Genomic DNA, 26,389 nt, shown 5'->3' with positions numbered 1-26,389 from the left:
GTGGCTCCGGTCAGGGTTTGATGATCAATTCACGGCCAACATCGGCCAGACACTCAGCCGGGCCATCCTCGGTGATTCTGATGGTTTCGGAGACCTCAAACCCCCAATCGTCGCCCCAGAGACCCGGCATGAAATGAAAGGTCATGTTGGGCTCCAGGATCGATTGGTCGCCGGGCCGCAGGCTCATGGTGCGCTCGCCCCAGTCGGGGGGATAAGAAATGCCGACGGCGTAGCCGGTGCGCGAATTCTTCTCGATCCCGTGCTTGGCCAAAACCGCGAAAAAGGCGTCCGCTACTTCGCCGCACGTATTGCCGGGCCGCGCCACCTCAAGCCCGTCAGCCAACCCTTCGAGCACCGCCTCTCCGGCCCGGAGCATGTCGGCGGGCGGTTCACCCAGATAGATGGTGCGCGACATTGGACAATGATAGCGCCGGTAGCACCCGGCGATTTCAAAGAACGTGCCTTCGCCACGCCGTAGCGGGCGATCGTCCCATGTCAGGTGGGCGGCAGCGGCGTCGGTACCGGAAGGGGTGAGTGGCACGATCGAGGGATAGTCGCCACCAAAGCCATCGGCGCCACGCAGGCTCGCGTCGTAGATTTCGGCAATCAGCGTGCTTTTGGGCAGGCCATCTTCGGCGGTGTCGCGGATGCGCTGATGCATTTGCTCAACGATGCGCGCGGCGCGGCGCATATAAATAAGTTCCTGTTCGGATTTGACCGCCCGCTGCCAGTTGACCAGCGCCGTTGCATCACTGAACTGGGCGTCGGGCAGCTCAAGGCGCAGCGTCTCAAAGCACTTTGCCGTGAAATAGTAATTGTCCATTTCCAACCCGATGCGGGCGCTCGAATGGCCATATTGGCGCAGCAGCACCGCCATCAATTGATAGGGGTGAATGGTGGCGCTTTGCACATAGTGATCGGGATAGGAGTGGATCGATTCCGGCGCCAGATAGCTGGTCATCCGCGCCCCGACCCCATCCATGGGACGGCCCCACCAAAGTGGCTCGCCTTCGGGCAGAACGATCACCGCCTGATGCACATAAAATGACCAGCCGTCATAACCCGTCAACCACGACATATTGGCGGGGTCGGTGACGACCAGCACGTCAATATTGGCACGCACCATGGCAGCGCGCGTCTTGACCAGACGGTCCTGGTATTCTGCAATCGAAAACGGTAGGGCGATATCGGGCAATTGGACCTCCAGAGGCCTCAGGTGGAAAAAATCTTGCCGGCCTGCACCTGTTTGGCGCGTTGGAAGGCCAGCGTTGCAATGGCGGTATCCTGAACCCCGGTGCCTGTAAGATCGGCCAGGGTAATGTCGTCGGGATCGGTACGACCGCTGGCTAGCCCGCTGGCAATCGCCCCGAGTTCAACATAGTCGGTGTCGGCCAGCGCCTGTCCCGCCTCTATGGCGTGGTGCAATTCGCCCAATATTCTGGTTTGGCTTAAACGGTCGGGCACATAACGGGTCAACAGAGCAAAGACATCGGGCTCGATTTCATTCTTATGCTCGGCATCCGATCCCATGGCGGTAATATGCTGGCCGGGCTCTAGCCAGTCAGCCCTGAAAATCGGAGTGTCGCTTGGCGTCGTGGTGATAACGACATCGGCATTACGCACCGCTTCGCGCGGTTCGGGGCACGCGGTAACCGGGATGGATAATGCCGCGGACAATTCTGCAGCTCGCCTTTCGGCCTTGGCCATATCGCGCGCCCATAGGCGCGCAGAACGGATCGGGCGCACCAGCATCAGCGCCTGCAACTGCAGACCTGCCTGAACGCCCGCGCCCAGAACCGCTGCGGTATCGGCATCCTCGCGCGCCAGATGTTTGGCGGCCACAGCACCAGCGGCCGCGGTGCGCACATCAGTTAAATAACCATTGTCGAACAAGCTCGCTTCAAGCAGCCCGGTACGGGCGCTCAACAGGACCATCAGCCCATTGACCGAGGGCAGGCCAAGGGCCGGATTATCGAAAAAACCGGGGCTGATCTTGATGGCAAAACTTGCAATGCCCGGAACATAGGCGGTTTTGACATCAACCTCGCCATTGGCCTCTTTCATATCCAGACGCAGGATCGGCGGCATCACGACCGCCGTTGTCGCCAGCGCCCGAAAAGCGTTTTCAATGCAGGCAACGGCTTCAGGATCGAGCGGCACCAACTGGCGCAAGTCGGCTTCGGTCAGGATGGTTACATCAGGCATCGGCAGCCTCAGCTTCAAGATCGGGATCCTCACCCGCCATGATACGCTGGTGCAGAGCCATGTCGATATTCTTGCCGGTCAGAAGCGCAATGACCTCGCCCTTGGGAGCAAACCGGCCGCTGATCAGGGCCGCCAGCGGAACCGCGGCGGCCCCCTCCAAAACTTCGCCTTCTTCGAAATAGGCATAGCGCATGGCATTGGCGATTTCGGCCTCGCTGACCAGAATGGTTTGATCAACCAGATCGCGCACCATGGCAAAACTATGCTGATTGGAAAGTCCGATTCCTCCGCCAAGCGAGTCGGCCAGCGTTGGCAGCTCAGTGACCGAAACCGGCACTTTTGCCGCTAGGCTTTGATGCATGGCAGCGCCCTTTTCCATGGTGACGCCGACAAGCTGAGTGGCAGGATTGATGGTTTTGACGGCGCGGGCGATGCCTGCCATCAACCCGCCCCCGGAGAGGGGCACCAGAACGGCGCTGGCGTCGGGGGCATCTTCAAGCATTTCGACGCCCAGCGTACCCTGCCCGGCAATGACATTGACGGCGTCAAACGGGGGGACCATCGACATTCCCTCTTCGCGCACCAACCGATCCACCTCGACCTGGGCATCGTCCTGACTGGTGCCCACAATATGCACCTCCCCTCCCAATGCCTTGATCGCGGCGACCTTGTTGGCAGGTACCAGTTTCGACACACAGATGACGGCGCGGCAGCCCGCAATCCGTGCAGCATGAGCCAGCGCCCGGCCATGATTGCCGGTTGAGGCAGCCACGACGCCGGCAGCGCGCTCGCCCTCACAAAGGGACAGAACCGCATTGGTAGCCCCGCGCAGTTTGAAGCTGCCGGTGGTCTGGTGGTGTTCGCACTTAAGGCGCACCGGGACGCCCAGCTTTTCACTCAGGCTCACAGCATCGCGCTGGGGTGTGCGCAGCACATGGGCGCCAATGCGTCGTCGCGCCGCAAGTATCTGGGTGAAGGCAACGCTCAAAAGCACCTCCCGATTATTGCGAAACCCTGGGGATCGCGTTCCGGGGCAGACGATCCGCCTCGGGGGCCGACCAATCAAATAATCGTGCCAAGATCAGGACTATGCCTGTCCGCCAGATAGTTGATCTCACTAAACATTTAGACAGTGGCAGCCGATCCGCCTGCCTGAAGCGCGACATAAAGAGATATCTTCCCTCGACTCGGTCGACCTGATCCGCAAACCTATGCCCCGGTAAAGTTCAGCGTGAGGGCATACAAATAGTCCGCCTTCGTGCCTTGTGGCGATCCCGGTTCGCTCAATCACTGTTCTCGCCTAACCGGAACAGGCTACAAGGCTTGTCAAAAAAATAGCAACCAATTTGCTGCTACGTTGTTTTGACCTTCGACCGAATGCGGCAACCATGAACCGCCAATATCAGGAACACGGGAGTAAACACATGCTCAATACTCAAAAACTAGGAAAAACTATTCTGGCAGCGCTGACCATCGCGGCGCTGGGATCGGCATCAGTTAGCGCCGCCTCGCTCGCCGACATCCAGAAGTCGGGCAAGATCCGGATCGCCGTCGCCAATGAAATTCCCTACGGCTATATCGACCCCAATGGCGATGCCAAGGGGGCAGGACCGGACGTTGCCAAGCACATCATGGACGAGCTGGGCATCAAGGATATCGAATGGGTCACGGCCGAATTTTCTGGCTTGATCCCCGGCCTGCAGGCAGACCGTTTTGATATGGTAGCTGCCGAAATGGCCGTGCTGCCCACTCGCTGCGAGCAGGTTATCTATTCCGAACCCAACACTTCTTATGGTGAAGGCCTGCTGGTCGCCACTGGCAACCCTGACGGCATTCACTCGTTTGAAGATTTCGCCACCCGCAAGGACATCAAGGTTGCGATCATGGCCGGGGCCGACCAGCTCGACATGATGCAGGCTCTGGGTGTTGCCGAGGACCAGATGGTCACCATCTCGTCCAACGCTGACGCCATCTCGACGGTTTCAACCGGCCGCGCCAATGCCTATGCAGCCACGAGCCTGACCGCCAGCGAACTGGCGGCCAAGGGCGACAAGGTTGAAGTCGCCGGTGAATTTGTCGATCCTGTCGTTAACGGCGAAGAGGTGCGGAGTTGGGGCGCGTTCACTTTTGCCCAGGGGTCCGAAGATCTGCGCGATGCCGTCAATGGTGTTCTGGCTGAGTACAAGGCTACCGATGACTGGAGCAAAACCCTGATGAGTTATGGCTTTACCCAGAGCGATGTTGATGGCTCCGGGCACAAGACCACCGAGGAACTTTGCGCCGCCAAATAGGTCAAGACAAAATCGGGGCGGGTCAGGCTGACCCGCCCCTTCCCATCCAAACTCCGGCAACCATCGCCAGGGTGCAGAACAGGGCAATGGATGCACTGGACCGAGTATCTCAATCCCCTTATGCAGGGCGCCTGGCTGACAGTTCAGCTGACCTTGTATTCGACCATTCTTGGGGCTGTGTTGGCTTTTGCCGCCGGGATCGGCAAAACCTCGCACAACCGCATCGTCAAGGCCATTGCCGTCACCTACATCGAAGTGTTTCGCGGCACCTCGCTTTTGGTTCAATTGTTCTGGCTTTATTTCGCCCTGCCCATTCTCGGGCAAACCGTAGGGCTGGACCTGCGCCTGCCCCCCGTTGTGGCCGGCGTGCTGGCTTTGGCACTCAATATCGGGGCCTATGGCGCTGAAGTCGTGCGGGGCGCGATTCAGGCGGTTTCCAAGGACCAGTATGAAGCCGCCAAGGCGCTTAATTTTACCCGGCGGCAGACCCTTTGGTCGGTGGCGCTGCCGCAGGCCATTCCCGAAATGATGCCGTCCTTTGGCAATCTGGCGGTGCAGAACCTTAAGGACACGGCGCTAGTCTCGCTGATCAGCCTCGGCGATCTCGCCTTTCGGGCCGAGCAATTGCGCAATTTCACCCAGGATAGCACCACGATCTACACCATGGTCCTGTTCATGTATTTCGGCATGGCGCTGGTGGTGACAGCACTGATGAAAACGCTGGAGCGCTACGTCGGGCGCTGGCGTTCGGCGCGCGGGTGAGGTGAACCATGCTATTTGGAATTGAATGGGACACCTCAAGCGATTTGGCTTTCGCCATCTCGATCCTGCCAATCCTTTTGCGCGGCATGATCGTAACCATCCAGGCGACCTTTCTGGGGTTTTTCGTGGCGCTGGTCCTGGGGCTGATCTTTGCGGCGCTCAAGGCGGCCCCGCTCAAGATCATCTCCTGGCCCGCAGGTGTTCTGACTGAATTTATCCGCGATACGCCGCTGCTGATCCAGCTGTTCTTTCTCTATTATGTGCTGCCCGAATATGGGCTGGTATTGCCCGCCTTCCTGACCGGCGCGCTGGCATTGGGGCTGCAATATAGCGCCTATACAGCAGAAGTTTATCGCGCCGGTATCGAGGCCATCGCCAAGGGCCAGCACGAGGCGGCGCGGGCGCTCAATTTTACCAGCCTGCGCACCTTTACCCACGTGGTCCTGCCGCAGGCGGTGCCCCGTATCATCCCGGCCATGGGCAATTATCTGGTGTCCATCATGAAGGACGTGCCAGTGCTTTCGGTGGTCACCGTTCTCGAAATGCTCAACGTTGCCCAGATTGTTGGCGACCGCACTTTCAATTACCTGATCCCGCTTTCCATGGTGGGCGGGCTTTACATGATCATGACGCTGGTTGCGTCCGGCGGGGTGCGCTGGCTTGACCAGACCCTGCCCAAGAGAGGTCTTTCCCTGAAATGAGCGACACCATCATCAAATTCGATCAGGTGGTCAAACGCTTCGGTGCGCTGACCGTTCTCGATCACCTCGATTTCAATGTGCAGCGCGGCGAAAAGGTAACAATCATCGGCCCGTCCGGTTCGGGAAAGTCGACCGTTCTGCGCATTCTGATGACGCTGGAAAGTATCAGCGAAGGGATTGTCAGCGTCGATGGCGAACCGCTTTGGCACGAGGAAAGAAACGGCAGACTGGTTAATGCCAGCGAGGCGCATTTGCGCAAGATGCGCGTGCAGTTGGGCATGGTGTTTCAGCAGTTCAACCTGTTTCCGCACATGAGCGTTCGGCGCAACATCACCGAAGGCCCGGTCAAGGTTTTGGGGATGAGCAGGCAGGATGCGCGCGAGCGGGCCGAGGAATTGCTGGAAATGGTTGGGTTGGCCAATCAGGCCGACAAATATCCCCACCAGCTTTCAGGCGGTCAGCAGCAGCGCGTCGGCATTGCCCGGGCACTGGCAATGCGCCCCAAGGTCATGCTGTTCGATGAACCAACCTCGGCGCTCGATCCTGAACTTGTTGGCGAGGTGCTCAACGTCATTGGGGCACTGGCCGAAGAACATGATCTGACCATGTTGCTGGTAACCCACGAAATGCGCTTTGCCCGCGAAGTTTCCGACCGGGTCTGCTTTTTCGACAAGGGCAAGATCAAGGAACAGGGCACGCCAGACGAATTGTTTACCGATCCCAAGGAGGAGCGGACGCGCGAGTTTTTAAAGGCAGTGCTGGAAGGCTGAAGCCGACCAGCTGTGGACGTGGCACCTGACCAACGGATTCTCCCAAGGCAACGCTTTACGAGGCCGGGGGCTGGCCCTATGGTGCGCTCACCCAACCTTTAGCGATGAGCAAGCGTGAGCGCACCAAAAGCCGATAACGGCGTCCGTCTCGATGACCGCGATATCAAGATATTGAGCATTCTGCAGCGCGAGGGGCGCATCCCCAAGGCAGCGCTGGCCGAACGGGTCAATCTTTCGGCCACCCCCTGCTGGGAGCGGTTGCGGCGGCTTGAGGACGCCGGGATCATTGAAAGCTATCAGGCGGTCGTCTCGATCAAGGCCTTCGGGCCGGTGACCATCGTTTTCATGCAGGTTGAAATCGACAGCCACCGTCAGGAAGATTTCGCGACTTTTCAAGACGCCATCGAGGCAACCCCTGAAATTGTCGAATGCTGGGGCGTTGGCGGCGGCATCGACTATATCTGCAAGCTAATCGTGCGCACACTCGATGATTACCAGGCCCTGGTTGAAGGGCTTTTGGCCCAGGACATCGGCATCAAGCGCTATTATTCCTATGTCGTGACCCAGCCGATCAAGAACGTGCCGCTGCCGGTAGAACTGCTGGCACGCGAAAGCTGAGGCCAGCCAGACGAAACTAGCGCCTGACCCGATCCAAATAGAACTTCTATCGGAAAAGCAGGGGGAGTTTGGCGAACGCCTCTGCCCCCGGATCGCCTAATCTTGGGTGAACCGAGGAGGTTTTGATGAATTCAGCACAGGCAAGCAATCCGCAATCCGACGATCTGATCGACCGGCTGGCAGATCGCGAACTGTTCTGTCCGGCTGCCTATATCGACGGCGAGCGCATCGGCGAGGACGTGCGCGGCGAAATCATTGTGACTGATCCCGCCAGCGGACGTTTTTTGGGGAGCGTTCCCGGCATGGACGCAGCCCAGTCCCGCCGTGCCGTTGATGCCGCCCAAAATGCTTTTGCCGCCTGGTCAGGGCTGCTCCCGCAGGAGCGCTCTGCAACCTTGCGGCGCTGGTTTGATCTGATCATGGGCGCGCAGGAAGATCTGGCCCAGATCATGACCGCCGAGCAAGGCAAACCGATTTCCGAAGCGCGCGGCGAAATCGCTTATGCGGCTTCCTTCGTCGAGTTTTATGCCGAAGAAACCAAACGGCCCAACATCGAAAGCGTCACCTCGCATCTGCCGGATGCCGAGGTCGAAATCTGGCGTGAACCCTGCGGTGTCGCCGCGCTGATCACGCCGTGGAATTTTCCCGCCGCCATGCTGACGCGCAAGGCTGCGGCGGCGTTGGCAGCCGGATGCACCTGCGTCTGTCATCCCTCGGGCGAAACCCCATTTTCAGCAACCGCCCTCGCCATTCTGGCAGAGCGGGCCGGGATGCCCAAGGGCGTCTTTAATATTGTCACCGGCAAGGCGCGCGAAATTGTTGCGCCCTGGACCGAGGACCCACGGGTCCGGGTGATTTCCTTTACCGGCTCCACCGAAATTGGCCGCCTGCTGATCCGCCAGTCCGCCGATACGGTCAAACGGGTGATCATGGAATTGGGCGGTCTTGCCCCGTTCATTGTTTTTGCCGATGCCGATCTCGATCAGGCGGTGGAAGAGGCCATCAAGGCAAAATTTGCGACCTCAGGCCAGGATTGTCTGGCGGCCAACCGCTTCTTTATCGAACGGTCAATCTATGACCGGTTCTGCGAAAAACTGGCCGCCGCTATCATGGCGCTCAGCGTTGGGCCGGGCATTGAAGACCCCGATATCGGGCCGCTGATGAATAAAGAGGCGGTTGCCAAGCAGGCCGAGCACGTGGCCGACGCTTTGGCCAAAGGAGCTAAATGCCTCGTGGGGGGCAAGCGCCACGCGGCGGGGGACTTGTTCTTTGAGCCAACAGTACTGGTCGATGTGCCCCCCGATGCGCTGATCATGCACGAGGAAACATTTGGCCCGGTGGCGGCCATCGCCCCGTTTGACGATGAAGCCGACGTTCTGGCCCGCGCCAACGACACCGAATATGGGCTGGTGGCTTATTTGCACACCAATGATCCGCGCCGCATTTATCGCGCTAGCCGGGCGCTGCAATACGGCATGGTGGCGATCAACCGCACCAAGGTTACGGGCGCGCCCATTCCCTTTGGCGGCATGAAACAGTCCGGGATCGGGCGCGAAGGCGCACGGCTGGGCATGGAGGCCTTTACCGAGGTCAAATATGTCTGCCGTGACTGGCACTGATCCGGGGTACGAAATTTATCAAGAAGGACGACTGCAATGCTGACGAATGACCAACTCGACCGCTGGGATCGCGACAATTTTTTCCACCCTTCCACCCATCTGGGCCAGCACGCGCGCGGGGAAACGCCGACGCGGATCGTGACCGGCGGATCGGGCGTTTATATCGAGGACCGCGACGGCACCAAACTGCTCGATGCCTTTGCCGGGCTCTATTGCGTCAATGTGGGCTATGGGCGCTCCGAGATTGCTGATGCAATTGCAGAGCAGGCCAAGCAGCTGGCCTATTACCATGCCTATGTCGGGCATGGCACCGAAGCCTCGATCACGCTTTCAAAAATGGTTCTGGACCGGGCCCCCGCCAATATGTCCAAGGTCTATTTCGGGCTTGGCGGGTCCGACGCCAACGAGACCAACATCAAGATGATCTGGTACTACAACAACATTCTCGGGCGGCCAGAAAAGAAGAAAATTATCTCACGCTGGCGCGGTTATCACGGCTCGGGGATCATGACTGGATCGCTGACCGGACTGGCGGGCTTTCACAACAAGTTTGATCTGCCGCGTGCGCCGATCCTGCATACCGAAGCGCCCTATTATTTCCGGCGCGCCGATCTGGACATGAACGAGGCCGATTTTGTCGCCCATTGCGTGGCCGAACTTGAAGCCATGATCGAGCGCGAAGGCGCCGATACGATTGCCGCGTTTATTGGTGAGCCGGTGCTGGGCACGGGCGGGCTGGTGCCCCCGCCCGCAGGCTATTGGCAGGCCATCCAGAAGGTTCTCAAGAAGCACGATATCCTTTTGGTCGTTGACGAGGTGGTGACCGCCTTTGGGCGGCTGGGCGCCATGTTTGGCTCGGACAAGCACGGGCTTGAGGCCGATATCATCACCATCGCCAAAGGTTTGACCTCAGCCTATGCGCCGCTCTCCGGCTCGATCTTTTCCAAGCGGATGTGGGAAGTGTTGGAGCGCGGTACCGATGAGAACGGTCCGATCGGACACGGCTGGACTTATTCGGCCCATCCCATCGGGACCGCCGCCGGGGTGGCCAATCTCAAGCTGATCGACAGTTTGGGACTGGTTGAAAATGCCGGTAAGACCGGGGCCTATTTCAATGCCGCCATGGCCGATGCGTTGGGTAAACATGCCCATGTCGGTGATGTGCGCGGCGAGGGGCTGATGTGCGCCGTCGAGTTCGTCAAGGACAAGCCCAGCCGGACGTTTTTTGAGGCGAGCGAAAAGATCGGCCCGAAATTGGCAGCAGCGCTGTTGGGGCAGGGAGTTATCGCACGGGCCATGCCGCAGGGCGATATCATCGGCTTTGCGCCGCCCCTGTGCCTGAGCGAGGCCGAGGCAGATATAGTGGTCGACAAATTCAAGATCGCTGTCGACGCGGTATTTGGATAAATAGCGAATTGACCCCGCGCTTGGTGGCGCGGGGCAACAATTTTTGTCAGGCGGCTTTTAGCTGGCGCTTGGATTGATCGCGCGCGTCCTGTTCCACCAAACCCTTGTGCAAGGCAACAACGGCGCGGTCGAAATCGGCTTCCTCAACCACAACCTGCAAGTCGACCTTGCGCATCAGGTCGTGAATGCCCAGCGGTTCTATACCGGCTTCGGCAAGCATGGTGACGGCCTTGCTCAACACATTGGTGCCCCCAAGGTCACGACCGATGGCCGAAACCAGCGCCACCTTGCGCAGCGAAATTTCCGCTGTCGGGAAGATGTCGGAGAGATCTTTTTCGACCCGCCTGATTGCCTTCATCGACCCTTTGAGGAAATGGGTGATGGTATTGGCGTTTGACGTTTTGGAAATGATCCAGACCTTGTGCCGATCCAGCGCCTCCAGAATTTTGGCGTCATAGCCCTTAACGCCCACCATATCCTGGTCGTAAAATTCAAAAGCGAAAACACTCTTGAGACCGGTGACGATTTCAACACCGGGCTGATCAGCGCTCAGATCAGAGCGGATCAGGGTGCCGGGATGGCTGGGCTCGAAGGCATTCTTGACCCGCAACGGAATCCCCGCCTGACGCAGGCTTTTGGCCGCGCGCGGGTGGATGGCTTCCATCCCCATATTGGAGAGCTGATCGGCCACATCATAATTGGTCTGCCCGATAACCCGGACGGCATCGGTACCGACGACACGCGGATCGGCCGAGGAGAGATGAAACTCCTTGTGGATGATCGCTTCGGCGGCCCCGGTTACCACGGCGACGCGCGACAGAGTGACTTCGGAATAGCCCCGATCATAGGTGCGCATCAGCACCTCTCGGCACTGCGCATAGCCGGTTACGACCGGCAACTCCTGGGTGAGGTCGATTTCGGCAAAGGCGCGTTCGATCTGCTGATCAAGATCGTGCTGGCCATCTTCGCGCCAGCCGGTCAGATCAACAAAACGGGCATTGACGCCATGCAGCTTGAGCAGCAGGGCAGTATTGTGGGCCGATTGGGCCTCGCCCAGCGACGAGAGCATTTCGCGCACGGTCAGCAGGTGCTGTTCGAGTTGGAAGTGGCCAAACGAGCACAGCCGCGCCAGATCGATCAGGCACGAGCGCACACCCTCGACCCGCTCCTTGACGAAACGGTCCGCCACTTCGCGCGAATTGTCATCGCCAAAAATCTCGGCGTTCTTTTCCAGCATCGCGCTGGCGACGCGGCTAAGGGCGTCGCCCCAGCTCCAGCCGCTTTCAGCGCTGGAAAACAGGGAATAGACCCCCGGTTCGCCGGATTTTTTGTGTTCAAGAAGGGCGTCGGTCATGCCGCCATAGGCAGAAACAACGATGATGCGATTGTAAAGCTCAGTGCCCTGGCGCGATCCGATCAGGACTGTATCGAGCAGTTCCCTGGTGCGCGACATCGACGTGCCGCCGATTTTTTCGACAGTGTGCGTATTGGTCGGCCGGATAGTCATGATAATCCTTGCGCACCCCCTGAGAGGGTGCCGTAACTCTATTCAACTCAGAGGCGAAGCTGGGGATCAAGCCAGCTTGCCGGACGCGATGTCGATGGGACCCTTGGGATCGCGGGCGCTCAGGAACGCTGGGCGCGGCGTCTTGGCGGCAAAGGGGGCCTCAACCTTGTTGGACCATGCGTTGTAGACAAAAAACGCGTTGGAGCGGGGGTTGGGCGTGATATTGCCGTTGGAGCCATGGATGGTGTTGCAGTCAAACAGCAGCACCGTGCCAGCCTTGCCCGCCGCATAATCAATGCCGTGTTTCTTGGCCATCTTGCTCAGGGCTTCGTGCGAGGGAACCCCGATTTCCTGCTTCTTGAGCGAGCTTTTGTGGTTGTCTTCGGGCGTCTCGCCAGCGCAGGCAACAAACTGGTTGTGCGAGCCGGGCATCAGCATCAACGGGCCGTTGAGCGCATCATTGTCGGTTAAAAGAATTGAGGCCGAAATGGCCCGCATACGGGGCATGCCATCTTCGGCGTGCCAGGTTTCAAAATCGGAGTGCCAATAGAACTCCTTTCCATTAAAGCCGGGCTTATAATTGAGGCGTGACTGATGCAGGTAGACAGCGTCGTTGAGCAGGAAGCTGGTTGGGCCTGCGACGCGCGCATCGCGCGCCAAACGATCAAAAAGCACATTTTGCTCGTCGAGACGGAAGACTGTGCGCACTTCCCTGGAGTTGGGCTCAGCAATGACGCTGTCAGCATCGAGATTTCCGTCCCCGGCGCGCAGGCGGGCAGCCTCGGCCTGAAGTGCGGCAATCTCGCTGCTGGAAAAGACATTCTCCAGGATCAAATAGCCGTTTTTGACAAAGCTTTCGGTCTGGGCACGCGTGAGGGGCGCTTCAGGAGTCCATTTGCCCCAGAACACCGGATCGGGCCGGTTAGTCCATTGCTCCGCCTCAAGGCGGGTGGGGTAAAGGTCTCTTGTTGTCGATTGCATGGCAATGCTCATCAGAAATCCCTTTCTGCAAATTGGTTGGAAAAAGGTGGGTTCGCTCAGGCGGTTTCGGTAACCGGTGCGTAGGACCCGTCCTTGCGGTGAACTTCCTTGCCCGTCACCGGCGGGTTGAAGCAGCACGCCATGACCATTTCGGACTTGGCGGTCAGGCGGTGCCGATCATGCTGGTCGAGCGCATACATGATGCCGGGGCGGATCGGATGGACCGTGCCGGTGGCAAGATCCTCAATCGAGCCTTCGCCCGAAACGCAATAAACGCTCTCAAAATGGTGCTTGTAATGAAACACGTGCGACGTGTTTTCGTGAATGCGGGTGATGTGAAAGGAAAACCCCATATCATCCCCAGCCAGTAACAGCCGGGTGCTGTCCCAGCCATCAGACTTGACCAGACGATCGGTTTCCCGCGCGGCGTGCAAATCTCTAACGATCATGATTGTGCTCCTATTCTGCGGCCGCACGCTGGGTGCCGAGGACTTCCTCAAAGGCGTTCTCGACAATGTCGAGGCCAGCAGCGAACTGTTGTTTATCAATGGTCAAAGGCGACAGGATCTTGACGATCTCGCCATGGGCGCCTGAGGTCTCGATGATGAGGCCCGAACGGAAGCACGAGCGGCAGATGGCCTCGGCGACAGCGCCCGTACCCGCATTGATGCCCTGCATCATGCCGCGACCGCGACGGCCCAGATCGTGAGCCTCGGCAATCGCATCGAGGCGCTCGCCCAGATAGGTGGATTTTTCCGCCAGCTCGGCTTCAAACTTGCCATCGGACCAGAATTTCTGGATAGCCGCAGCCGCCGTGACAAACGCATGATTGTTGCCGCGGAAGGTGCCATTGTGTTCGGCAGGCTTCCAGATATCAAGGCGCGGCTTCATCAGGGTCAGTGCAAAAGGCAGGCCCATGCCCGAAAGCGATTTGGCCATGGTGATGATGTCGGGATCCAGCCCCATACCCTCAAACGAGAAGAAGCTGCCGGTGCGACCGCATCCGGCCTGAATATCATCAACGATGAACAGTGCCCCGTGGCGACGGGCAATGGCGCGGATCTTGAGCAGCCATTCAGCCGAGGCCGCGTTCAGACCACCCTCGCCCTGAACCGTTTCAACGATAAAGGCAGCCGGCGCATCAAAGCCGCTGGATGGATCAGACAATTGCTGATCGAGCATGTCTGCAGTGTCAATGTCGGCACCGAAATAGCCGTCATAGGCGGCGCGCGTTACCCCGGAAAGCGGAGTGTTGGCGCCCTGGCGATGACCGGAATTGCCGGTCGCGGCGAGCGCGCCAAGGGTGACGCCGTGAAAGCCATTGGTAAAGGCAATGATTGAATTGCGACCGGTGACCTTGCGCGCCAGCTTCATGGCAGCTTCCACCGCATTGGCGCCGGTCGGGCCGGTGAACTGCAGTTTGTAATCCATGCCACGCGGCTTGAGGATCAGGCGCTCGAAGGTTTCAAGGAAATTTTCCTTGGCCTCGGTGAACATGTCCAGACCATGAGTGATCCCATCGGCTGAAATATAGTCAATTAGGGCAGCTTTTAGATCAGGATCATTGTGGCCGTAATTGAGCGTCGAGCATCCGGCCAGAAAGTCGGTATAAGCCTTACCGGACTTGTCAAAGATCGTTGCGCCCTGCGCCTTGCCAAAGGTCTTTGGGAAGCTGCGCGAATAGGACCGCACCTGGCTTTCAACCCGGTCAAAAACCTCAGAATTGGTGATTTTACTGGTCGTGAGTGTCATGAGTATCGTCTCCCTGGGGACGTGAATATTGAACGCGTGGCAAGCCGAGTGGTTTCAGGCAGCCGAGCGAATGGCGAGCGCTTCGCGCTCAAATGGACCGATGGTCACCAGAAATTCGGTGTCGTGCAGGCCATCAAAATGATCGTCGCGCCGGAAATGCGCCTGACGGGTCAGGTCGGCATCGAGCCGCTCTGCAATGGAGCCGAACAGGGCCCATGAAGCGCTGTTGTCTTTGGTGATCGTGCTTTGCACGCGTCGAACGTCGGCGCAGACATCACGTGCCAGCACAGCGGTAATCAACTGCCGCGCCAAGCCGCGTCCGCGCGCCTTCTCACTGACGCAAACCTGCCAGACAAACAGGGTGTCAGAATGATCAGGCGGGATATAGCCCGAGATCCACCCAACCACCTCGCCGTCCATTTCTGCCAACGCACAGGTGCTGGCGAAATGGCTGCACTGCAACAGATTGCAGTACATGGAGTTGTCATCAAGCCCCACAGTTTCACGCACCAGCTTCCACACCGCTGCGCCGTCTTCGCGCTTTGGGCTGCGAATGCTCAGATGGTTGTGCCCTGCCGAGGCATTGTTCTGGGATATGGCCGCAAGATGCATAAAAATTCTCCATTGGTCTGCGGTCAGGTATTTAGCTTGTTAAAACTAAATGTCAACGGCACAGCAGAGTTGCAAAAATTGCAAGAGGCATTTTTATGGAGAGTTATCAGTCGGTTACATAGAGATTTGATATTTTTTAGATTTTTTATATCGTGACAGTGGCCATACTATCTGTCCTAAAATAGTTTGTAATAGAGAAACAATTTTGTGCGGGATGAAGCCGAAAGCCGCTTGGGTTCGGCGATTGACGCGGATAATGTCTGAAAAATGACATGTGGGATGCGCAGCGTTGGAAAACCGAACCAAACTAGCCCTGACGGCCATGCGCAAGATCTTGCGCACTACTGAGCTAAACGCCAAGGCCGTGATGCGCGAGACAGGCCTGACGCCGTCTCAACTGATTTTTATGCAAATGCTCGAAGAGGGTGCCGAGCAAACCGCCGGCCACGTCGCCGGGCGCATGGGCATTACTCAGGCCACGGCCACGGCATTGATTCAAAAACTTGAACAGTCTGGCATGGTGCAGCGCCGCAAGGGTGAGGCAGACCGCCGACAGGTCTGGTTATCGCTGAGTGAGCGCGGCCGCGAAGTGCTGGCCATCGCCCCCGATGGCGTTCATGCAAAATTCAATGAACAGTTTCTCGAACTGGCAGAATGGGAACAGGCCATGCTGATTGCTTCGCTGGAGCGCGTCGCCAAAATGCTGGAGCCTGATGCAAGCGACGCCGCCGCCATTCTGGTTGCGGCGCCTGAACTTAGCCATTGATATAGCCGTCTCGGCAGCGGGGCCATTTTCTCAGGTGGTCAATACGATCCGCATCAGATCGGCTGTATTGCGGGCACCCAGCTTTTCCATGACCCGCGCCCGGTGCACTTCAATGGTGCGGGGCGAGATGCCCAATTCGCGCCCTGCCTCCTTGTTGGACTGACCATTGGTGATCAGTTGCAGGACTTCGCGTTCGCGTGGCGTGAGCTGGGAAAAGCCTCGCACTTCCACCGGCCGACGTCCACCGATCATGGCGCCCAGATGAATGTCGCGTCGCAGCGCATCGCGCACCGACTGCAGGAAATATTCAGAATCAATGGGTTTGGTAATGACATCGGAGGCGCCCGCCTTCATCGCCGCGACCGCCACCTCCACCTGGGGTGTATCACACAGGATGAATACCGGCGTGCCAGTGCGCATGGCTTTAACACGGGCCAGAAGGTTGAGCCCATTCTCGTTGCCCACCTGAAGATTGGTGACGACGACGTCGGCGCGACGACGCTCAAGACTGGCCAGAAAATGGCTGGCATCGAGCGAGAAAATGGTTTGGAAACCTTCAAGACGAAACAGGACGCTGAGCGCTTCGCAGGTCGCCGGGTCCGGGTCGGCAATATGAATCAGGCGGTCGCGGTTCAAGAATGAATGATAGTAGACTTGCTCGCTCATGGTGTCCTCTGTCCTTTGGGCCATTTCTCGGGCAGGCGGGTACGCGCCCGGAAATGACGTGATGTCATCCGCAACTCGAACGCTGCATCTGCGATGCCCGTGATTCTGCCCGTAGTTTGCGCTAAGTGTTGGCGCTGTCCGATATGAACAATGCGTAGGATCGACTACCTACAAACTAGGTATATTATCATATTTGATATAACGTCAACTGAATTTTTTCCTAGAATGGGCGCAAAGAAAATCGGCACCGAAGCGCCGACTGTCTGTCTGCTGGAAGCTCTAGGTCTTTGAGCGAAGCGAATCGCGGATTTCGGTGAGAAGAACTTCCTCCCGCGATGGCGCAGGGGTGGCTTCGACAGGTTCCTTTGCCGCCTCTCGTTTCATTGAGTTGATGCCCTTGACCACCATGAACAGCACGAATGCAACGATGGTGAACTTGACGACGGCATTGATGAACAGGCCGATATTAAGAGTGGCGATACCGGCGTCCTGAGCGGCGGTCAGCGACGGCACGGGCAGATTGTCGGGGTTTTTGAGCACGAAGAACAGATTTGAAAAATCTACACCGCCCAATATCAGGCCGATGATTGGCATGAAAACATCATCGACCAGCGATGACACGATGGCACCAAAGGCGGCGCCGATAATAACGCCGATCGCTAGATCGACCATATTGCCCTTAATGGCAAAGTCGCGAAATTCCTTGAACATTGTGTCCCCTTTTGCTCAACCGTAAATGTTGTGCCGCGCCCGCCCTTGGCCTGAGCAAAACCGCCCGCGCGACGAGACCCAGAATTTAGCAATCCGTTAACGATTGCAAGTAGAACCACTGCGTTGCTTGCGCCAATAGTGCCCATGCCCGATATTGGCACGGCAACAGGAGTGCATTGATGGATTTGTCGCGCGAAGCCGATGCGAACCAGTTGCGTCAGGCCATGGACCACATCCCGCAAGGCATTGCCGTGTTCGACGCGGACTTGCGGCTTGTAATGTCCAATCAGCAATATGGCGAACTGCTGGCATTGCCAGCCTGGCTGTCAGTGCCCGCCACCGCGCTGCTCGATATCTGCCTGTTCGTGGGCCAACGCGGCGATTTCGGGCCGGGAGATCCGTTGCAACTGGCCCAGGAGCGCGTTCAAAAACTGCTTGGATCAGCCCAAACTGTAAGCCAGCGTATGGGCAACGCCGGACAGATGCTCGAATTCCATACCGCCCGCCTGCCCGATGGCGGGCTGACCATCAGCCTTTCCGATGTCACGGCGCGGGCCGAAGCCGAGCGGGCACTGGCGCAGGTCAACCTCTCGCTTGAAGCACGCGTTTCCGAGCGTACGGCGGCCCTGACACGTGTCAATTCCGAGCTGGAACAGGCGCGCGCCAAGGCCGACGCGGCCAACCACGACAAAACGCGCTTTTTAGCCGCCGCCAGCCATGATCTGCTACAGCCGCTCAACGCCGCCCGGCTATATACCTCAACCCTGATTGAGCGGGCCAAGGCCACCGGATTGGGTGAACTGGCCCAAAGTATCGAGGCATCGCTGACCGCGGTCGAAGATATCATGTCGGCGCTGCTGGACATGTCGCGTATTGATAGTGGCGCGCTGCGACCGGCACCCGCCCCGGTTCGCGTCCGTGACCTTTTGACCAAGATCGAGGTCGAATTTGGACCGATGGCGCGCGAGCGGGGGGTGCAATTGGTGGTCATCCCGACCAAGGCCACCGTCGTGGCTGACCGCATGCTCGTCGGTCGTATTTTGCAAAATCTTGTATCGAACGCCATCAAATATACCCCGCCCGGCGGGCGAGTGCTGGTGGGTGCGCGACGGCGCGGCAGCCGCATTCGCCTCGATGTGATCGACAGCGGTATCGGTTTCAACAAGGACCAGCACAAGCTGGTGTTTGCTGAATTTTCGCGGTTGGAGCGGGGCGCGCGCATGGCCCAGGGGCTGGGCCTTGGCCTGTCAATCGTTCAACGTCTGGTAACGGCGCTGGGGCTCGTGCTCGAACTCGATAGTATTGAAGGACATGGATCGCGGTTCTCGCTGTTTCTGGCGGCGGCACGGGACGATCAAAGAGCCGACGAGCCTGATCTGCCCGAACGCGAAGTCAGTTTCGGTTTGCTGGATCTGCGCATCCTCTGCGTTGACAATGAGCGCACTATTCTTGAGGCCATGGAAGGGCTGTTGACCCATTGGGGGTGCGATGTGCGTTCGGCGCGCTCCCTCAGGGAAATCGACCGGGGCCGCTTGATCGAAGGCTGGTCTCCCGATCTGGTGCTAATGGACTATCATCTCGAACAAACTTCCGGACTCGATGCAATCGAATGGCTACGGCATAATGTGGGTGGGCACCTGCCGGCCGCGCTGGTCACCGCTGATCGCAGCCCCACCGTGCGTGCGCTGGCCGAGGAGCGCGGCATTGCCGTGGTGACCAAACCGGTCAAACCGGCTGCCTTACGCGCCGCTATAACCGGGCTTGCCAGCCAAAGCGGTCGCACCAACAAATCTCCGATCGGCTGACATCAGGGTTTGGCGATACCAGCAGAAAACAGCGCCTCGAACTGCCCCTGTTCAATGCGCGCCGCCGCAATCACCGCCTGGGTGCGGCTGTCGACGTCAAGTTTTTGCAGGATCGCTGAAACATGCGCCTTGACCGTGGCTTCTGAAATCGTCAGCTCATAGGCAATCTGCTTGTTCATCAGCCCATCGCTGAGCATCATCAGGACCCGCACCTGCTGGGGCGTCAGCGTTGCCAGACGCCGCATCAGGGCGCTCTGGTCATCATCGCTGCCAACTGAGACCCCCTCGGGCACAAAAACTTCGCCCGAAAGAACCGTTTCAATCGAGCGGCGGATTTCGGTTGGACCAACAGACTTATGCAAATATCCGGCGGCGCCCAATTCGAACGCCCGTCGCACCACCGTATCCTCTTCGACCGCCGAAATGATCATGACCGGAATATCGGGATACTGGGCCCGCAGCAGCAAAAGGCCCGAAAAACCGCGTACGCCCGGCATGTTGAGATCGAGCAGCACCAGATCGCAGTCGCGCTCGGCCTCGAGCGCTTTGTTCAACTCGGCAAGGTCACCCGCTTCCTCGACCAAAATGGTGGCATCGCCACCAGCAAGGGTCTGTTTCAGGGCAGCGCGAAACAGGGGATGATCGTCAACGATGATTATGCGGCGGCGCGTCATGGGCACAATGATACTCTTGGTCGGGTCCGGTGCAGATGCCTGTAAAGCATGTCAAAGCGCATAAATCTGTACAATTACCGAAGCACTTTGGCAAAATGAGACAATGGTTAACGGGTTCTTTACCATGTTTTCTCAAGAGTGAACCTTATACCTTCGTGTTGAATCGCGAGGGTGCCCGCAGTTTTTCCGATTGGGAAACATTATGGCCCGTGCCTCCTCGCTCTCTGAACCACAGGATTACGCAATCGAACCGCAGCCCGGCGAATGGCAGGCCCTGCGCGGTGAACTGGTTGCACTGCTCGATCAGGTCGAAGGTCGGTTTACCCAGGCCGAGCCCCCCGCCGCTTACCAGGGATTGAGCCAAAAGGTCCGCAATCTGCGCGATCAGGTCGATGGCACTTCCGGCGTTGTCCGGCGTCGCGAGGCACTCCAGACGGTCAAACGGGCAGTTGACCGGTTCTCTGAACCTGAGGAACCCCAGGCCGATGCGCCAACAGGACTGCACGCAGCTATCGATGAAATTCGCAATCGGCAGTTTTCGGCACCAGCCGCCGCTGTGGCACGCCACAATGGACAGGCTGCGAACGCCGAATCACCACAACTGAGCGAAATGACGGCGCTGGTGCAGGGCTTGTCCGGTCGCTTGGGCGGGCTTGAGACTGAACTCAGGGCGCAGCGCGCCAACAATGGTAACGTGCAAGAAGTTGCCAGCCAGGTTGAGCAATTGACCCAAGTGGTTGAACTACTGGCGGGCGCCGTCGGGGAAACCGGGCAGGTCAAGCGCCTCGAAGCCCAGATCGCCGGCTTGGCGAAATTGATTGGCGATGGTCCCAAGGTCGACCTGTCGGCCATCAACCAGCGTCTGGACGATGTTTCGACCACGGTTGGCAAGCTGGCAGAACTGCAGGCCCAGCAGATGGAACGCGAAGTGGTGCGCCAGGAGCGAGACACGCTGGCGGCCGATTTTGGCGTTGGACAGGCAGCCGACAATGGCGAGGCTTTGGCGGCGATCGAATCCAGTGTGCGCAATGTCTACGACCGCATAGATTCCATCGAACGCAACGTAACCCTGTCATCTGGTGAATTTGAACGGTTGACCGCCGAAATGGCAGCCTTCACCCAGGCGGTGCGCGACAAGGACGTGCTGCCGGAGGCGCTGATCGAAAAGATCGATGCGCTGCAGGCCCGCATTGACGGTTTTGAAAGCATGAATGGCGACGTTGCCGGGCTCAAGAGCGATGTCAGCGCCCTGCGCGGCACCATCCTGAGTGGCGTCGCGCCGCGTTTTGACAAGATTGAGACCCAGATCGAGGCGCTTTCGAGCAAGCTTGATCTGCCGCGCGAAGATCCCGGCGTTGGCCAGATCGAAAACCAGCTCAAGGCGCTGGTGGCGCGCATGGATGAGACCGGGGCGCAGCTCAACGGCCTCACAACCCTCTACAAAACCCCGGCGCCCGAACCCAAACCGGTTCCCGAGCCCGATTTTGAGGCACTGGCGACCCTGGTTGCCCATCGCACTTTTGAGGCTGCCACCCGGGATGCGCCTGCTCCCGGCGGCGTAGACCAGGAAAGCATCGACGCGCTTGAACAGCGCATGTCGGCCATGTTCAATACCGCGGGCAAGGACACAGCCGAGCGGCTGGCCAAGCTCGAAGCGGCACTGGCAAAGCGCGCCAGCGAAGCGGCGGCAAATGCAGCGGCGGCCAAGCCGCCACAGGCCAGAGCAGCGCAGGCAGCAGCACCAGGTGTGAAAGCCAAATCGCAACCACAGCGGCAGGCCGCCGCCGCCCCGGCAAAAGCGGCGCCAAGCCAGCCAGCCGAGGCCGAAGCGCTGGACACCATGCTGGCGGCATTATCGGCAACAGGCCCAAGAGCTGCAACGCGCCCCGACACCATGCCGAACAATCCATCCGAGGATGCGCCCTTGCGCGATCCCGGATTTGCAGCGGCTGAACCCGCAGCGCCGCAGGCAGCGCGCCGGGCACATCCGGGCATCGAAAAGCGCACCAACCGGCTTCCTCCCGAAGTCGTAGCGCAAATGGAATATGACGCCGAAAGCGTTGAGCGGCCACCGCGGCCTCAATCAAGTTTTGATGCTCCAGCAGACGATCCATTCTCGCCGACCGCTGCCAGCGACGCCGAGACCAATGCGCCCAGCGTTGGAGCGAGCGCCGCCAGCACCAGCACCTTTGTTGCCGCCGCGCGACGGGCGCAGCGCGCCAAACAGGAATCAACCCCCGCCGTCATGTCCAACTCGATCATTGGGCGGGCACTGGCACGGGTGAAGGCCAATACCGCCGACGTAGGGGCAACGGGTGACGAAGATGATGCTGGCGATGCGCCGGACATGGTCAAAAAGAAGCGCTCGCTTTTCGGGCGCAAGCCAAAGGCAGACAAGCCTCAAGAAGCAGAAATTGAGACCTCAGAGGATAACAGGGATCAGGAACCAGAACGCGCGCCCAAGGCTGCGCGGTTCCTCGGTCGTCGTAAGGAACCCAGTATCGAAACGCCGGACGCTGTGGCACAGGATCAACTGGATGATGGCGTCACCGCAGAGGGATTTGATCTGTCCGAGGACGAACAGGACAACCCAGGTTTTCTGATGCGCCATCGCCGCACGCTGCTTTTGGCGGCAGCACTGGCGGTGGTGTCGATGCTGGCGATCAATCTGGTACTGCAGCGCGGCGGACCGGCTGAAAACACAGCGCCCGTTCCGGCAGCCGGAGCCGATGCGCCAGCCAAGACCTCCATGCTCGACGGCACGATTGACCCGACCAACCTGCCGACCGAGCCGCGCGTCATTTCAATGGTTGATTCCTCAACAGTTGGTTCGATCGACCCGGCCAACACCACTCGCTTCACCAGAGCGACGAGTGCCATGCCCGATGCCTTGCAAGCAACACCCGCAGACGAGGCCAGTGCGACCGACATCACTATCAAACCGGTTGATGCGTTAAAGCCGGGCCAACCGATCACAACTCAAACCGCAGCGCTGGCCGATCCGGCATCCTCCAGCACCGGGTCAGCAAGCGGCGCCGCCGCGTTCGAATTGGCCCCTGAGAGCATCGGGCCATTGCCACTTCGTGAAGCTGCGGCCAAGGGTGATGCCCGCGCCCAGTTCGAAATTGGAGCCATCTATAGTGAAGGTCACGCTGTCACTCAGGACTATGACAGCGCCGCAACCTGGTACGAACGCGCAGCGGCGCAAGGCTTTGCCCCCGCCCAATATCGGCTCGGCAACCTCTATGAAAATGGCAACGGGGTCGAAAAGAACATCGAGCAAGCCAAACTCTGGTATCAGCGCAGCGCTGAAGCGGGCAATCGCATGGCCATGCACAATCTGGCAGCGCTCTATGCCAGCGGCCAGCTGGGCGACCAGAAATTTGACATGGCGGCGGAATGGTTCGAACGCGCCGCCAACCGTGACATGATCGACAGCCAGTTTAATCTGGGCATGTTGCATGCGCGCGGCCTTGGCGTGAAGCAGGACCTTGAGCAGTCGTTCAAATGGTTCTCGTTGGCGGCGCGCAATGGCGATGCTGATGCGATCAAGGCGCGTGATGATATCGCCCGCTCGCTCGACGCCGATGCGGTCAAGGCGGTCAATGCCGAAATCGGCAACTGGAAACCTGCTGAAATCGATCTGGCGGCCAATTTTGCTCCCATCGGCACCTGGTCAGCCAGCTTCGACCCGGGCGAAACCATCAAGACAAAAGCGGTAGTCAGCAAAGTGCAGACGGCCCTGCTTAATCTTGGTTTTGATGTCGGCACACCCGACGGTGTCGTTGGCCCCAAGACCGCCGACGCGATCAAGGCATTTGAACGCGAAACCGGCATGAGTCAGACTGGGGCAATCAACCCTCGCCTGCTCGCCGTTCTGGGTAGCCAACCCGTCTAATATCCATTGGTACGCCGTCCCCGCATGCGGGGGCGGACATTTTTCTTTGCCGGTGTGCATAAGTGAAAGCAAACATTCAGCTTTTGAGCGCATTGTCGTGGACGAATGGCTTACTTGGTGGGTGGCGAATGTGCCATAGTCCCTTATACTAATTTATCAACCGGAAGCCTCGACCCCATGAACTTGGGGTCCGGGGCTTCTTCCTATTGTTCCCGCCCGGTCGAAGCGACCGCGCACAAGGTTTGAATGGACCCGGGTCTTGCAGATTTATCTGCCGATCGCCGAGATGTCGGTAAATCTCTTCTTTCTCGTCGGGATCGGAGGGGCCGTTGGATTTCTGTCAGGCCTGTTCGGGGTCGGGGGTGGTTTCTTGTTGACCCCGCTGCTGATTTTCTCGGGCGTGCCGGCCTCGGTTGCCGTGGCATCGGTAACCGGGCAGGTGGTGGCGGCATCGACATCCGGAGCGCTGACCTACTACAAGCGCGGCCAAATCGACCTGCATCTGGCGATGTATCTGGTGCTTGCGGGCATTCTGGGCGCCTTTGGTGGCGTTGCCGCATTTTCAAAACTACGCGCCGCCGGGCAACTTGATCTCATCATTTCGATCGGCTTCCTGGTGCTATTGGGCTTTGTCGGCACGGTAATGCTCATCGAGTCGGCGCGCGCCATTCTCAAACGCCGCTCGGGTGTGGTGTCGCGCGAACGCCTCCCCAACCAGCATAACTGGATGCACGGCCTGCCGTTGCGCGTCCGTTTCAAGCGTTCAAAACTCTATATCAGCGTTCTACCGGTTCTGGTGATTGGCCTGACCATTGGCTTTCTCGGCTCGGTATTGGGCATTGGCGGCGGCTTTGTCATGGTGCCCGCACTGGTCTATCTGCTGCGGGTGCCCGGCAATATGGTCATCGGCACATCGTTGATGCAGGTCGTGGTGATGATGGCGGCGACCACCATGTTGCATGCTGTCCAAAGTCAGAGCGTCGACATCGTTCTGGCGTTCTGCCTGATGGTTGGGGGCGTGATGGGGGCCCAGTTTGGTGCGGCGGCCGGTAAGCAGCTACGCGGCGAGCAATTGCGGGGGTTGCTGGCGCTGCTGGTGCTAGCTGTCGCCATCCGGTTCGGGCTGTCGCTGGTGCTCACGCCGGGCGATATTTTCAGCATGGCCGTCGCCGGGACTGGAGGCGTAAATTGACCTGGTCCCGTGTGGTCTTGATGGCAGGATTGGCGCTAACCGCATTTTGCGCGCCGGTGCGCGCCGAAACCGTGGTGAGCGAACTTTCCACTGAATCGGTCGAGATCACCTCGAGTTTTTCGGGCGAACGGCTGAGCTTTTTTGGCAGCATCGGACCCGATGCCGATGCCGACGTGAGTTCGCTGAACGGGCCGTATCACGTCATCATTGTCGTCATTGGCCCGACCACGGACCGGGTGGCACGCGAAAAGACCCACAATTTTGGTGTCTGGCTCAATACCGAAGAAGTCCGGTTTGCCCATTTTCCCACCTACTATCAGGTGCTCACGAGCGGTCGGCTCAATGACATTGCAAGCCCTTCAACTCAGGCGGTTGAGAATTTCGATCCCGCCGGTCAAGCCCGGCCAAACGCGGAAGCGGGTTGGTGGAAATCGGCGCTTTTCGGTCGCGAACTGACGCGATTGATGACCGAGCAGGGCCTGTTCGGGCTCAATGAGGGAGCGGTGAAATTCTTGTCACCAACTGTTTATACCAGCCGCTTGACGCTGCCAGCCGCCGCCCCACCGGGACGTTATCTGGCGCGCACCTATGTGCTCAAGGATGGCGTAACCGTGGCGCGTAACACCGAGGGCTTTACCGTCCGAAAGATCGGCTTCGAGCGGTTTCTGGCCATTCAGGCGCGCCAGCAGCCTTTGCTCTATGGCTTGGTCAGCGTGCTGTTGGGTCTTCTGACCGGTTGGCTGGGTGGCGTTCTGTTCAAACGCAACTAGGCAATCAGGCGCTTGGGGCTGACCGGATAAAGCCGATCCCGCCCCAGCATGGTGATGGCGAGCGACGAAAAATCGAACAGATTGGCAAAGGCCGGGTCCAGAATATTGAGATTGCCGGTCGATGAACCATAGGCGGGCAGGATCAGCAATTGGCCGTCATGGACAAAGCAGGGTCGACGAATGGCGCGGCCATTAATATGGATGTGAGCGGACGGATGCAGGTGCCCCGCCATAAGGCCCGGCGTGCCCCGACGCGGCTCATGCGTCAGTACCAGACCACCACGCTCCAATTGGGCCATGCACTGGCCGCCCAGCGCGTGGGGTGCCGGATCATGGTTGCCCGAAAGCCAGAACCATTCGGCGCGCGCGCAAAGGGTGGCAATGGTTGCCCGATCGGCATCAGACAGGGTCTGCGGTCCATAATCGCGGTGAAAACTGTCGCCCAATGCGATAAGCGTCGTGGCACCGGTTGTCGCGAGATCGCGGCTGAGCCGCTTGAGGGTCAGGCCGGTATCATAGGGCGGGAACAATTGGCCGCTTCGCGCAAAGGATGACATTTTTTCAAGGTGTAGATCGGCAACCAGCAGCGCATTCTCGGCGCGCCAGAACAAGGCGCCCGAAGCCAGCGGCTCAAAAATGTGCCCGGCGAAATGCAATAGCGGTATCTCCTCGCGCCTTGCCT

Annotated in this window: 24 protein-coding genes; 12 read left to right on the top strand and 12 right to left on the bottom strand. The window is 58.9% G+C overall.

What is annotated here, in order from left to right:
* Positions 1 to 10: 10 nt before the first annotated feature.
* From doeA to eutB, 3 genes are read right to left on the bottom strand one after another with little or no spacing between them, the layout of a single operon-like run.
* Positions 11 to 1,195, bottom strand: coding sequence for an ectoine hydrolase DoeA (gene doeA / locus PSQ90_RS06545; protein WP_282212603.1), 1,185 nt, complete (start codon positions 1,193 to 1,195; stop codon positions 11 to 13).
* A 17-nt stretch (positions 1,196 to 1,212) separates the two neighbouring features.
* Positions 1,213 to 2,205 carry an ectoine utilization protein EutC gene (eutC, locus tag PSQ90_RS06540; protein WP_282213001.1) on the bottom strand — a complete coding sequence of 331 codons (993 nt, stop codon included), beginning with the start codon at positions 2,203 to 2,205 and terminating at the stop codon, positions 1,213 to 1,215.
* Positions 2,198 to 3,199, bottom strand: a complete 1,002-nt coding sequence (gene eutB / locus PSQ90_RS06535) for a hydroxyectoine utilization dehydratase EutB (protein ID WP_282212602.1) — start codon at positions 3,197 to 3,199, stop codon at positions 2,198 to 2,200. Before eutB ends, eutC begins: the two co-directional genes overlap by 8 nt.
* 430 nt (positions 3,200 to 3,629) lie before the next feature.
* On the opposite strand from eutB, the gene ehuB reads away from it, so the two are divergent.
* The 7 genes from ehuB (at position 3,630) to PSQ90_RS06500 (ending at position 10,373) form a co-directional block, all read left to right on the top strand.
* On the top strand, positions 3,630 to 4,496 hold the full coding sequence (gene ehuB / locus PSQ90_RS06530) for an ectoine/hydroxyectoine ABC transporter substrate-binding protein EhuB (protein WP_282212601.1): 867 nt from the start codon (positions 3,630 to 3,632) through the stop codon (positions 4,494 to 4,496).
* 90 nt (positions 4,497 to 4,586) lie between these two features.
* Positions 4,587 to 5,258, top strand: a complete 672-nt coding sequence (ehuC, locus tag PSQ90_RS06525; RefSeq protein ID WP_282212600.1) for an ectoine/hydroxyectoine ABC transporter permease subunit EhuC — start codon at positions 4,587 to 4,589, stop codon at positions 5,256 to 5,258.
* 8 nt (positions 5,259 to 5,266) lie between these two features.
* Positions 5,267 to 5,959, top strand: a complete 693-nt coding sequence (gene ehuD / locus PSQ90_RS06520) for an ectoine/hydroxyectoine ABC transporter permease subunit EhuD (RefSeq protein WP_282212599.1) — start codon at positions 5,267 to 5,269, stop codon at positions 5,957 to 5,959.
* The gene (gene ehuA / locus PSQ90_RS06515) at positions 5,956 to 6,729 is read left to right on the top strand and encodes an ectoine/hydroxyectoine ABC transporter ATP-binding protein EhuA (RefSeq protein WP_282212598.1); all 774 of its coding nucleotides are present in this window, start codon (positions 5,956 to 5,958) and stop codon (positions 6,727 to 6,729) included. Before ehuD ends, ehuA begins: the two co-directional genes overlap by 4 nt.
* Positions 6,730 to 6,843: 114 nt before the next feature.
* Positions 6,844 to 7,347, top strand: a complete 504-nt coding sequence (locus PSQ90_RS06510; protein WP_282212597.1) for an Lrp/AsnC family transcriptional regulator — start codon at positions 6,844 to 6,846, stop codon at positions 7,345 to 7,347.
* Between the two features lie 125 nt (positions 7,348 to 7,472).
* Positions 7,473 to 8,966, top strand: a complete 1,494-nt coding sequence (locus PSQ90_RS06505; RefSeq protein WP_282212596.1) for an NAD-dependent succinate-semialdehyde dehydrogenase — start codon at positions 7,473 to 7,475, stop codon at positions 8,964 to 8,966.
* A 36-nt stretch (positions 8,967 to 9,002) separates the two neighbouring features.
* Positions 9,003 to 10,373, top strand: a complete 1,371-nt coding sequence (locus PSQ90_RS06500) for an aspartate aminotransferase family protein (protein ID WP_282212595.1) — start codon at positions 9,003 to 9,005, stop codon at positions 10,371 to 10,373.
* A 46-nt stretch (positions 10,374 to 10,419) separates the two neighbouring features.
* Here the strand turns inward: PSQ90_RS06500 and PSQ90_RS06495 are convergent, their stop codons facing one another.
* The 5 genes from PSQ90_RS06495 to ectA all read right to left on the bottom strand — a co-directional run bounded on the left by PSQ90_RS06495 (position 10,420) and on the right by ectA (position 15,225).
* Positions 10,420 to 11,880, bottom strand: coding sequence for an aspartate kinase (locus tag PSQ90_RS06495; protein WP_282212594.1), 1,461 nt, complete (start codon positions 11,878 to 11,880; stop codon positions 10,420 to 10,422).
* A 66-nt stretch (positions 11,881 to 11,946) separates the two neighbouring features.
* Complete coding sequence (gene thpD, locus PSQ90_RS06490; protein ID WP_282212593.1) at positions 11,947 to 12,873, bottom strand: ectoine hydroxylase; 927 nt, start codon at positions 12,871 to 12,873, stop codon at positions 11,947 to 11,949.
* A gap of 44 nt (positions 12,874 to 12,917) precedes the next feature.
* Positions 12,918 to 13,310, bottom strand: coding sequence for an ectoine synthase (locus tag PSQ90_RS06485; RefSeq protein ID WP_282212592.1), 393 nt, complete (start codon positions 13,308 to 13,310; stop codon positions 12,918 to 12,920).
* A gap of 10 nt (positions 13,311 to 13,320) precedes the next feature.
* Positions 13,321 to 14,613, bottom strand: coding sequence for a diaminobutyrate--2-oxoglutarate transaminase (gene ectB / locus PSQ90_RS06480; RefSeq protein ID WP_282212591.1), 1,293 nt, complete (start codon positions 14,611 to 14,613; stop codon positions 13,321 to 13,323).
* Between the two features lie 54 nt (positions 14,614 to 14,667).
* The gene (gene ectA / locus PSQ90_RS06475) at positions 14,668 to 15,225 is read right to left on the bottom strand and encodes a diaminobutyrate acetyltransferase (protein WP_282212590.1); all 558 of its coding nucleotides are present in this window, start codon (positions 15,223 to 15,225) and stop codon (positions 14,668 to 14,670) included.
* Between the two features lie 289 nt (positions 15,226 to 15,514).
* On the opposite strand from ectA, the gene PSQ90_RS06470 reads away from it, so the two are divergent.
* Entirely contained in the window at positions 15,515 to 15,991 is a 477-nt protein-coding gene (locus tag PSQ90_RS06470; protein ID WP_282212589.1) for a MarR family winged helix-turn-helix transcriptional regulator, read from the top strand.
* A 30-nt stretch (positions 15,992 to 16,021) separates the two neighbouring features.
* On the opposite strand, the gene PSQ90_RS06465 is transcribed toward PSQ90_RS06470, so the two are convergent.
* The gene (locus PSQ90_RS06465; protein ID WP_282212588.1) at positions 16,022 to 16,657 is read right to left on the bottom strand and encodes a response regulator transcription factor; all 636 of its coding nucleotides are present in this window, start codon (positions 16,655 to 16,657) and stop codon (positions 16,022 to 16,024) included.
* Positions 16,658 to 16,936: 279 nt separating this feature from the next.
* The gene (gene mscL / locus PSQ90_RS06460; RefSeq protein WP_282212587.1) at positions 16,937 to 17,368 is read right to left on the bottom strand and encodes a large conductance mechanosensitive channel protein MscL; all 432 of its coding nucleotides are present in this window, start codon (positions 17,366 to 17,368) and stop codon (positions 16,937 to 16,939) included.
* Positions 17,369 to 17,547: 179 nt separating this feature from the next.
* Between mscL and PSQ90_RS06455 the strand changes: the two genes are divergently transcribed.
* Positions 17,548 to 19,173 (top strand): hybrid sensor histidine kinase/response regulator, encoded by a 1,626-nt coding sequence (locus tag PSQ90_RS06455; RefSeq protein WP_282212586.1) that lies wholly within the window; start codon positions 17,548 to 17,550, stop codon positions 19,171 to 19,173.
* 2 nt (positions 19,174 to 19,175) lie between these two features.
* On the opposite strand, the gene PSQ90_RS06450 is transcribed toward PSQ90_RS06455, so the two are convergent.
* Entirely contained in the window at positions 19,176 to 19,847 is a 672-nt protein-coding gene (locus tag PSQ90_RS06450; RefSeq protein ID WP_282213000.1) for a response regulator, read from the bottom strand.
* 202 nt (positions 19,848 to 20,049) lie between these two features.
* Between PSQ90_RS06450 and PSQ90_RS06445 the strand changes: the two genes are divergently transcribed.
* From PSQ90_RS06445 to PSQ90_RS06435, 3 genes are all read left to right on the top strand, one after another.
* Positions 20,050 to 23,745 (top strand): peptidoglycan-binding protein, encoded by a 3,696-nt coding sequence (locus PSQ90_RS06445; protein ID WP_282212585.1) that lies wholly within the window; start codon positions 20,050 to 20,052, stop codon positions 23,743 to 23,745.
* Between the two features lie 259 nt (positions 23,746 to 24,004).
* A complete protein-coding gene (locus PSQ90_RS06440; RefSeq protein WP_282212584.1) occupies positions 24,005 to 24,937 on the top strand; it encodes a sulfite exporter TauE/SafE family protein in 933 nt (310 codons plus the stop codon).
* The gene (locus PSQ90_RS06435) at positions 24,934 to 25,707 is read left to right on the top strand and encodes a TIGR02186 family protein (protein WP_282212583.1); all 774 of its coding nucleotides are present in this window, start codon (positions 24,934 to 24,936) and stop codon (positions 25,705 to 25,707) included. The genes PSQ90_RS06440 and PSQ90_RS06435 overlap by 4 nt, the downstream gene beginning before the upstream one ends.
* On the opposite strand, the gene pdeM is transcribed toward PSQ90_RS06435, so the two are convergent.
* Positions 25,704 to 26,363 carry a ligase-associated DNA damage response endonuclease PdeM gene (pdeM, locus tag PSQ90_RS06430; protein ID WP_282212582.1) on the bottom strand — a complete coding sequence of 220 codons (660 nt, stop codon included), beginning with the start codon at positions 26,361 to 26,363 and terminating at the stop codon, positions 25,704 to 25,706. The two genes, PSQ90_RS06435 and pdeM, sit on opposite strands and share 4 nt — an antisense overlap.
* Between the last annotated feature and the right edge of the window lie 26 nt (positions 26,364 to 26,389).

The sequence above is a fragment of the Devosia rhodophyticola genome (assembly GCF_028816475.1).
GTDB classification, from domain to species: domain Bacteria; phylum Pseudomonadota; class Alphaproteobacteria; order Rhizobiales; family Devosiaceae; genus Devosia; species Devosia rhodophyticola.
The sequence above is the reverse complement of the archived record's forward strand: the minus strand, read 5'-3'. Positions and strand labels throughout refer to the sequence as shown.